At 68.6% G+C, this 8,096-nt stretch carries 12 protein-coding genes; 6 read left to right on the top strand and 6 right to left on the bottom strand.

The window, feature by feature from the left end:
- The coding region (locus tag G6026_RS12615; protein WP_182613375.1) for a hypothetical protein at positions 1-765 on the top strand (765 nt) is incomplete at its 5' end.
- Here G6026_RS12615 and G6026_RS12610 read toward each other — a convergent pair.
- Entirely contained in the window at positions 722-1,657 is a 936-nt protein-coding gene (locus G6026_RS12610; RefSeq protein ID WP_107756407.1) for a hydrogen peroxide-inducible genes activator, read from the bottom strand. The genes G6026_RS12615 and G6026_RS12610 overlap by 44 nt on opposite strands.
- A gap of 154 nt (positions 1,658-1,811) precedes the next feature.
- Between G6026_RS12610 and G6026_RS12605 the strand changes: the two genes are divergently transcribed.
- From G6026_RS12605 to G6026_RS12595, 3 genes are all read left to right on the top strand, one after another.
- On the top strand, positions 1,812-2,408 hold the full coding sequence (locus G6026_RS12605) for a peroxiredoxin (RefSeq protein WP_107756406.1): 597 nt from the start codon (positions 1,812-1,814) through the stop codon (positions 2,406-2,408).
- Entirely contained in the window at positions 2,405-2,929 is a 525-nt protein-coding gene (locus tag G6026_RS12600; RefSeq protein WP_107756405.1) for a carboxymuconolactone decarboxylase family protein, read from the top strand. Before G6026_RS12605 ends, G6026_RS12600 begins: the two co-directional genes overlap by 4 nt.
- Before the next feature lie 188 nt (positions 2,930-3,117).
- The gene (locus G6026_RS12595; RefSeq protein ID WP_107756404.1) at positions 3,118-3,945 is read left to right on the top strand and encodes a hypothetical protein; all 828 of its coding nucleotides are present in this window, start codon (positions 3,118-3,120) and stop codon (positions 3,943-3,945) included.
- A 125-nt stretch (positions 3,946-4,070) separates the two neighbouring features.
- On the opposite strand, the gene G6026_RS12590 is transcribed toward G6026_RS12595, so the two are convergent.
- The 4 genes from G6026_RS12590 to dut form a co-directional block, all read right to left on the bottom strand.
- Positions 4,071-4,670 carry a DUF3159 domain-containing protein gene (locus G6026_RS12590; protein WP_228548903.1) on the bottom strand — a complete coding sequence of 200 codons (600 nt, stop codon included), beginning with the start codon at positions 4,668-4,670 and terminating at the stop codon, positions 4,071-4,073.
- A gap of 122 nt (positions 4,671-4,792) precedes the next feature.
- A complete protein-coding gene (locus G6026_RS12585; RefSeq protein ID WP_107756402.1) occupies positions 4,793-5,191 on the bottom strand; it encodes an OB-fold nucleic acid binding domain-containing protein in 399 nt (132 codons plus the stop codon).
- A 27-nt stretch (positions 5,192-5,218) separates the two neighbouring features.
- On the bottom strand, positions 5,219-6,094 hold the full coding sequence (locus G6026_RS12580; RefSeq protein ID WP_182613374.1) for a DUF3710 domain-containing protein: 876 nt from the start codon (positions 6,092-6,094) through the stop codon (positions 5,219-5,221).
- A 79-nt stretch (positions 6,095-6,173) separates the two neighbouring features.
- Entirely contained in the window at positions 6,174-6,650 is a 477-nt protein-coding gene (gene dut, locus G6026_RS12575; protein WP_107756400.1) for a dUTP diphosphatase, read from the bottom strand.
- Between the two features lie 53 nt (positions 6,651-6,703).
- On the opposite strand from dut, the gene G6026_RS12570 reads away from it, so the two are divergent.
- Entirely contained in the window at positions 6,704-7,210 is a 507-nt protein-coding gene (locus G6026_RS12570; RefSeq protein ID WP_231750550.1) for a DUF3093 domain-containing protein, read from the top strand.
- 46 nt (positions 7,211-7,256) lie between these two features.
- Here G6026_RS12570 and G6026_RS12565 read toward each other — a convergent pair whose 3' ends face one another.
- Positions 7,257-7,517, bottom strand: coding sequence for a DUF4193 domain-containing protein (locus G6026_RS12565; protein ID WP_182613373.1), 261 nt, complete (start codon positions 7,515-7,517; stop codon positions 7,257-7,259).
- 269 nt (positions 7,518-7,786) lie between these two features.
- Between G6026_RS12565 and G6026_RS12560 the strand changes: the two genes are divergently transcribed.
- Positions 7,787-8,096: LytR C-terminal domain-containing protein (locus G6026_RS12560; RefSeq protein WP_241728067.1), on the top strand; the 310-nt coding region annotated here is incomplete at its 3' end.

The raw sequence follows: 8,096 nt of genomic DNA, 5'->3' as shown, positions 1-8,096 counted from the left end.
CTGGAGAACGCCCACCTGACCGAGCAGGTCGACTGGCGCCACTACGAGCGGGCCTCACTCCACGGCCGGACCGGTCTGATCGTGAACCCCGAATCCGTCCTGGCCCGCTGCGCCCCGCGGATCGCGCGAGCACGCGCGATCGTCGAGGCCACCGCCTCGAGGCCCGGTGCCATGGGGTGCTTCGGTCTCCACGAATGGGCAATGCTCTACCGCAGTGGAGACGACGACGTCCGCCACCGCCAGGTCCCTCTACGGGTGTCGCATGCGCGGATCGACGAGGTCGTCGAGGAATCCCGGCTGCGATGCACCCACTTCGACGCACTTCGGTTCTTCACCGAGCCGGCCGTCTCCCTCAACCAGCACGCGCTCTCCCGCGAGGCGCAGGTCCGACACGAGCAGCCGGCCTGTCTGCACTCCGGCATGGATCTCTACTCGCACGTCGCGGCCATGGAGGCCGGTGCGCCTGGCGAGCTCCTGCGGGACTCGCTGGTCGCCGCATTCGACGCCCGCGAGGTCGACATGAGGTCCTCCCCGTATGACCTCTCCGCCTGGGGACTGGATCCGATCCCGGTGGAGTCGCCCGAGGGGCGTGCGATGTTCGTCGCCCACCAGCGTGCGTGGGTACGACGGACACAGGCGCTACGGGCCCGCTTCCTGAAGGCGGTCCGGCGCCTGGAGTCGTCGAGACCGGACCCGTCGGTCGACAGCGACGGACGACCCGTCAGGCGGGAACCGCACCGAACAGCCGCTGGGCGACCCCGGTGATCACGCTGCCGAGTTCGGTGTAGGCGTCGTCGTCGGCGGTTGCCGTTCGGAGCACCAGGCCCATCGTCCGGCCGGGGGCGGGCTCGCGGAACCTGGCCACTCCGAGTCCTGGGTCGCGGCTCTCGGACACCACTGCGGACTCCGGAACGATCATCACCCCGAGTCCCCCCGCGACGCATCTCACCGCCGTGGTCAGGGACGCCGCGCGCGACCCGCCACGGCCCAGGATCGGAGCCGAGACCCGCCGACACAGGTCCACCGTCTGGTCGCGCAGGCAGTGCCCCTCGTCGAGCATGAGGAGGGGCAGATCCACGAGCGCCTCCAATGAGAGGTCCTCCCGCCCGTCGAGCGGGTGGCCGGCCGGGACGAGGAGCGCGAACGGCTCGGTGTACAGCGGCATGCCCGCCGCGCCCGCCGCGTCTGTCGGCAGGGCCATGATCGCCACGTCGAGCGCACCCGATCGCAGCTGCTCGAGCAGTCGCGCGGTCTGGTCCTCGACGATCCGCGGCCGCAGATCCGGGAAGCGGTCGGTAAGAGCGGGAAGAAGCCCCGGCAGCAGGTACGGGGCGGCCGTGGGGATCACACCGATCCGGACGTCCCCCGACATCGGGCCGCCGCTGCCCGCGGCGATGTCAGCCACGGCGTCCATCGCACCCACCGCCGCCCGCGCGAACGGGAGGAGTTGGTGCCCGACCGGTGTGACGAGCACGGTCCTGGTGCTGCGTTCGACCAGATGGACCCGCAACCCCTCCTCCAGTGTCGCGAGGGCCTGGGAGAGGGAGGGTTGACTCATTCCCAACTCCTCAGCTGCACTTCGGAAGTGAAGGCGTTCCGCGACGGCGAGGAACACCCTGAGCTGTGTCACGCTCGGAACGAACCGCTGATTGGCCATGTCGATGAGTGTAGAGCGATCGATAGCCCGCCGTCGATGATTATTTGCTCCCCCCTATAAGTGATCTTGGCCTCATTAGGCTTTACCTCTTACCGGATGTCCGGCATAGTCTCTGCTGCCCGTTGAATGACGGCCACCAACTTCAGGAGGACACATGGCTATTCTCACCATCGGTGACCAGTTCCCCGACTTCACTCTCACCGCGCTCAAGGGCGGGGACCTCCAGCAGGTCAACGCCCAGCAGCCCGAGGACTACTTCGAGACGATCACCAACCAGTCCTACGCCGGCAAGTGGCGCGTGATCTTCTTCTACCCGAAGGACTTCACCTTCGTGTGCCCCACGGAGATCGCCGCGTTCGGCAAGCTCGACGAGGACTTCCAGGACCGCGACACGCAGATCCTCGGCGGTTCCATCGACAACGAATTCGCGCACTTCAACTGGCGCGCGACCAACGACGAGCTCAAGGGTGTGCCGTTCCCGCTCCTGTCCGACATCAAGCACGAGCTGATCCGTGAGCTCGGTGTGGAGAACGCGGACGGGGTCGCCGACCGGGCCACCTTCATCGTCGACCCGGACAACGTCATCCAGTTCGTCTCCGTGACGCCGGACGCCGTGGGCCGCAACGTGGACGAGGTGCTCCGGGTGCTCGACGCGCTCCAGTCGTCCGAGGTCTGCGCCTGCAACTGGCAGAAGAACGACCCGACGAAGAACATCAACAAGATGGACATGCTGCAGGAGGGGATCAAGTGAGCATCGAGAACCTGAAGTCCGGACTCCCCGAGTTCGCGAAGGATCTCAAGCTCAACCTCGGCTCACTGGCGCGTTCCACCGAGCTGACCCCCCAGCAGCTGTGGGGCACCTTCCTGGCCACCGCCGCGGCGACCCGGTCGGAGACCGTGTTGTCCGAGATCGCCGATGAGGCGCGCGAGCACCTGACCGAGGAGGCGTTCAACGCCGCCCTGGGCGCCGCGTCCATCATGGCCATGAACAACGTGGTCTACCGCGCCAAGGAGTTCCTGGGCGACGACTACACCCAGGTCCGGATGGGCCTGCGGATGAACATCATCGCCAACCCTGGCGTGGAGAAGGCAGACTTCGAGCTCTGGTCCATGGCCGTCTCGACCATCAACGGCTGCGAGAACTGCACCGCCGCGCACGATGACGTCATCCGCAAGGAGGGCATCACCAAGGAGCAGGCCTGGGAGGCCGTCAAGATCGCCGGCACCGTGGCCGGGGTCGCTCAGGCTGTGGAGATCCACGCCAACGTCTGACACCCCGTTCCGGACACCGGAGACAGAGCCCCGTCGACATCCTCGACGGGGCTCTGTCGTGTGACCTGCCTTTCCCCTGAAGTGCCTCTCCCAAAAACGCCGTGGCGGGACTAGGTTCGGACGCGGATAAGTGGAAATATCATTCACACCAGTTCCGCGCCACCGAACCGACGAGAGATGGAGATGCCATGACCACCGGAGGCACACCGCCGCAGGGCGGGTACCCGAACGATCCGAACGGCCCCGGCCCTACCCACCAGAGCTGGGGCGGGGAGCCATACGGAGCCCAGGGTGACGCCCAGGGCTTCGGTCAGCAGCCCTACGGGGGCCACGGTTACGGGGACGCCTACCCCCAGTCCGGCCCGGCAGACGGGACGATGATGTCCGGCAAGGTGTCCGCGACCGACGCCATCGGCGCGGGCTGGCAGATGTTCAAGAACAATCCCCTGCCGTGGGTTCTGATCATGCTGATCATGTTCGTCGCCAACGGCGTGGGGAGCTGGATCCAGAACTCGCAGTCGGAGTCGGTGGCGTTCCTGGGCTCGATCCTCACGATCGCGGTGAGCCTGGTGTTCCAGGCCTTCCTCATCCGGGGCGCCCTGCTCGAGGTCGACGGCCACAAGCCGGAGATCGGCGACTTCTTCAAGCTGCACAATTTCGGGGCGTTCGTCCTCGCGGCGATCCTCGTGGCCATCGCGACGACCATCGGGTTCATCCTGCTGATCATCCCCGGGATCGTGGTCGCGTTCTTCCTCTACTGGACTCTCCACTTCGTCGTGGACCGCAACATGACCGCCATCGACGCGATGAAATCCAGCGTCAACGCGATCAAGTCCGATGCCGGCAACCTCTTCGCCCTCGCCCTGCTCAACATCCTCATCGTCATCGCCGGTGCCCTGGCCCTGCTCGTCGGGTTGCTGGTGGCGGCCCCTGTCGCCGCCCTGGCATCCGTGTACGCCTATCGCACCATCACCGGTCCGAGCGACTTCTCGCGCATGGCCACCAGCGCGGTCTGATCGCCGCGTCCCGTGCACTTGCGGGCGACCGGTGACCCGCTCCCACGGGAACTGCCCCCGACGATTCCGTCGGGGGCAGTTCTCGTGTGCACGGCGGCAGCCCTCTCCCACTGGTGGATCGGGGATCACTCGTCGGAGGCGTCCCGGGCCGCAGCGGGCTCGTTCTCATGGGCCATCGCCCGTCGGACAGCCCAGATCGTCGCGGCGAACGCCACCAGGGCCAGCGGCCACCCCATGGCTATCCGCGCGGCCCCGAGCCAGTTGACCTCGTCGTTCAGGTAGAGCGCGTACTGCAGGACGGCACGGATCGCGAAGAGCCCGGCCCAGATCCAGGTGGCGATGGCGTACCACCGTCGCGCATGCGGGTTCCGACGCCACGCCATCCCCCTACCGTCGATCAACCCCCAGATCACGCCGACGAGTGGCCAGCGCACGAGCGCGGACAGCGCGAACGCCCCGCCGTACACCGCCTGCGTGATGATGCCGTAGAGGAAGTACCCCTTCGCGTCGCCTGTCCGCCAGGCGATCAGCACACCGATCGCGACACCGATGAACCCGGAGATCGCCGGCTGGGGGTTCTCCCGTCTGACCAGGGACCATGCCAGCATGGCGACCGCCACACCGAGCGCGGCCCAGATCGCCACCGTCAGCCCCCAGAACCCGTTGACCGGGACGAAGGTCAGGATCGGGATCGAGGAGTAGACGAGCCCGCGGACACCGCCCATCTGCTCGAGCAGCGAGGCGTCCGGGTCACCGAACGCGGACTTCCGCTCAGGTGGCGTGTCCACGGCGGGGGCGTCCCCGGTGTTCTCGGTGGAGGCCTGATCCCCCGCGCGTTCAGACTCGGTCACGCTTCTCCTCCGCGTCCCGCGCCCGGTTGTCCGCTGAGCAACTCGTAGCGTGGATTGAACATGATCTTCTGGCCGGACCGGACGCCGATGCGGCCGGTCACCTTGATGAACCGGCCGGTGTCGATTCCCGGAATCGATCGACGCCCCAGCCAACAGACGTCGACAGCCCCCGTGCCGTCGTAGACCTCCGCGGTCACACCCAGGAACTGCTCTCCCCCGCCGGACAAGACCGTGCGCACCCGCCCGACCAGAGTCACCAGTTCACCTCGCTGCGCACTCTCGACGGGCGAGCTGCAGAGTCCCTGCACCCGCCCGGCCAGGTCCACGGCGTCGAGGGACTCGAGCGGCGCGGTCAGGCGGGACGAGAGTCCTTTGAACATCCGCGTGACGGACATGGCTTGCCTCTCAGCGCGTGGGCGGGGTCAGAGGTCGTCGGAGGTGCGGAGTCGGTCCATGGCGCCGGCGTCTCTGCGCGGGGGCGACCCGGGCTGCTGCTGGGCCTTGCCCGGTGACGGTGTTGACGGCGGGGCCTGGGGAGACGAGGGGGCCTGGGACTGTGCGGCCTGGGCCTGGTTCTGTGCGGCCTGGGGCCGGACCTGCGGCGCGGCCTGACCCTGCTGACCCGCCGCCATCTGCTGCTGGTAGGCCTGCGCCTGCTGCTGCGCCGCGAGTTGCGACTGCGCCTTGACCAGCGCCTGCTGGATCTCGTCGGGGATGGTCAGGGGCAGCGCCTCGCGGACCGGCATCGGCCCGTCACCACGGTTGATCATGAGGTGCGCGAAGACCTCCCGGCCCTCCTCTGCGGCCTGCTCGGCCAGCTCCGGGGTGGCCATGATGCGCACCTCGGCGGTCCACCTGTGCCCGTCGACCCCGATGGCGCGGAAGACGGCGCCCGGCATCGCGGCGACCAGTTCACGACCCCACGGGCCGTCGACGACGGTCACCTCCGCTCCCTGCGCCTCGAGTTGCTCCCGCATGCCCGCGACCATGGTCCGCCACTGCCCTGCGGACTTCGGCGCGGCGAAGGCGCGCGGGATGACCCGGGAGACGGAGGTCACCACGTGGAATTCCGGCTGACCGTTCGGGTCCAGCGCGACGTTCAGATCGCGCCCCTTGGGGACGCCGATCACCAGGGAACCGAGATCGATGTGTCCGTAACCGAGGTCGGTGTAGTACCGCGCCACGTCCCCGACCGAGGAGCGGTCGTGTGGACCGGTCGTGGACGGTGCGGAGTCCGCGGGCTCCGCGGGGGCGGCGGCGACGCGGTCCCCGGTCACCGACTTCTTGCGTCCGAACATGGTCGAATCCTCTCCGCGTACGACCCGGTCCCGGACGGGACCGTGCCTCTTGACGCTACCCAACGTCGGATGGCGCCGGTCAGGCCAGGCGGTGGTGACCGCCGGTCGACCCGTGACCCCGGTCGCCCCGGGCGGTCTGATCGAGCTCGTCGACCTCGAGGACCTCCCAGAGTTCGACCCTCTGGATGAGCAACTGTGCGATCCGGTCTCCGCGGCCGATCCGCACCGGCTCGGACGGATCGAGGTTCACGAGGTTGACCTTGATCTCGCCCCGGTATCCCGCATCGACGGTCCCCGGGGCGTTGACGATCGAGAGACCCGCACGCGCGGCGAGCCCGGATCTGGGGTGGACGAGTCCCGCGTATCCGTCCGGGATGGCCACGGAGACCCCCGTGCCCACCAGTGAACGATGTCCGGGCTCCAGCACGAGATCCTCGGCGGAGTAGAGATCGATACCCGCGTCCGAGGGGTGGGCGCGGGACGGCACCGGGAGGCCCGTGTCCAACCTCCGTAGACGCAACGGCCCGCCTCCGGAGGAGTGATCCGGGTTGTTCATCGCTGTCCGCCCTCCTGCCGGGCTGAGCCCGGGTGATGGATAGTCTTGATCTCGTGACCGAAGATGATCTCCGACCGTCTCCCGACCGTGTCCCGCGTCCCGTTCACTCGGAACGATTGCGGGTACCGGGATGGTGGTGGCTCGTGCTGGCCGCCGTCACCGCCCTCGTCGTCGCGGTGGCCTCGATCCTGGGCGCCCCGTGGTGGCTGTGGCTCCTGTGCGTGGTCGTGCCCGCCCTGTTCGCCTGGCTCTTCATCACGGTCGGTCGCGAGAGTATCGAGGTCGAGTCCGACGGTCAGGGCGGAGGAACCCTCTATGCGGGCCGGGCGCGTCTGCCGTTCGAGGCGATCGCGCGCAGCGCCGTCGTGCCCGCGACCGCGAAGCAGGCCGCGATGGGCCGTCAGCTCGACCCGGAGGCGTTCGTCGTACATCGCGGTTACGTCCCCACCATGGTGATCGTCGTTCTGGACGACCCGCTGGACCCCACGCCCTACTGGCTGATCAGTACTCGCGACCCGGAGGGCCTCGCGGCCGCCCTGCCGGACACGCGCTATAGCTGAACGATCAGCCGGCGCAGTCCACGCAGATCGGCAGACCGTCCCTCTCCTAGGCGAACCGGCTGCGGTGATGGACGAGGAAACACTCGCCGCAGGTGAACTCGTTGTCCTGCTCGGGGATCACACGGACGGTGAGTTCCTCCCCCGAGAGGTCCGCCCCGGGGAGCTCGTAGGACTCGGCGGTGTCCGTCTCGTCGACGTCGACCTCGCCGGTGGCACCCTCCGCCCTTCGGGCCTTGAGTTCCTCCAGCGAATCGCCGGCCAGCTCGTCGGCTTCGGTCCGGCGGGGTGCGTCGTAGTCGGTTGCCATGTGTCTCTTCTCTAGCGGTCTGGTGACGAGGGGCGGACGGTGCGATCGTGGACCGACCGGCGCCCGCATATTAGCGGAATCCAGCAGGGATTTCATCCGCGCTGGCGGGCCGTGTCCCCGCCGGGCCCCCGGTCGCGCGGCGATTACAGTGATGGAGCGGACCCGGGCCGGGCTCCGACACCGTTTCCCCTGCAGGAAAGGCCCTCATGGTCGTCCACCTCAGCGCCCAGGCGACTCCCAGTCCGACCCCCGCTCGGGGGTTCGGTCGGATGCGCAGCCCCTACGTCCTGTTCGTGGTGGCCGCGCTGGTCCTCGGGTGTCTCGTGTGGGTGACCGCCCTGAGGGGAAGCGATGCGGCGACACAGGCCGCCGCCTGCCCGGTGACGCCGGCCGCGCAGGAGGCGGGCCTGGAGGAGCAACCCGCCGGTGCGCTCGACTCCGTCGAGCCGGCCGTGCTGTCGGACACGAGGATCCGGGTGCTCAACGCGAACGGGCAGAGCGGGCAGGCGGGCGCGGTCGCCGCCCAGCTCGCCGAGCGCGGATTCCAACCGGTGGGGGCCGACGCCACCGGCAATGACC

The sequence above is a fragment of the Dietzia sp. DQ11-38-2 genome, from assembly GCF_014145055.1.
Taxonomy (GTDB): Bacteria; Actinomycetota; Actinomycetes; order Mycobacteriales; family Mycobacteriaceae; genus Dietzia.
Note: the sequence above shows the minus strand (reverse complement) of the source record. Positions and strands in the feature narration are given on the sequence as shown.

What these genes read in the sequence shown, in the direction of transcription:
- G6026_RS12610 (WP_107756407.1), bottom strand. Translation starts at nt 1,657, where the DNA reads ATGGCCAATCAGCGGTTCGTTCCGAGCGTGACACAGCTCAGGGTGTTC.
- G6026_RS12565 (WP_182613373.1), bottom strand. Translation starts at nt 7,517, where the DNA reads ATGGCAACCGACTACGACGCACCCCGCCGGACCGAAGCCGACGAGCTG.
- G6026_RS12585 (WP_107756402.1), bottom strand. Translation starts at nt 5,191, where the DNA reads ATGTCCGTCACGCGGATGTTCAAAGGACTCTCGTCCCGCCTGACCGCG.
- G6026_RS12605 (WP_107756406.1), top strand. Translation starts at nt 1,812, where the DNA reads ATGGCTATTCTCACCATCGGTGACCAGTTCCCCGACTTCACTCTCACC.
- G6026_RS12590 (WP_228548903.1), bottom strand. Translation starts at nt 4,670, where the DNA reads ATGGGCGGTGTCCGCGGGCTCGTCTACTCCTCGATCCCGATCCTGACC.
- G6026_RS12580 (WP_182613374.1), bottom strand. Translation starts at nt 6,094, where the DNA reads ATGTTCGGACGCAAGAAGTCGGTGACCGGGGACCGCGTCGCCGCCGCC.
- dut (WP_107756400.1), bottom strand. Translation starts at nt 6,650, where the DNA reads ATGAACAACCCGGATCACTCCTCCGGAGGCGGGCCGTTGCGTCTACGG.
- G6026_RS12595 (WP_107756404.1), top strand. Translation starts at nt 3,118, where the DNA reads ATGACCACCGGAGGCACACCGCCGCAGGGCGGGTACCCGAACGATCCG.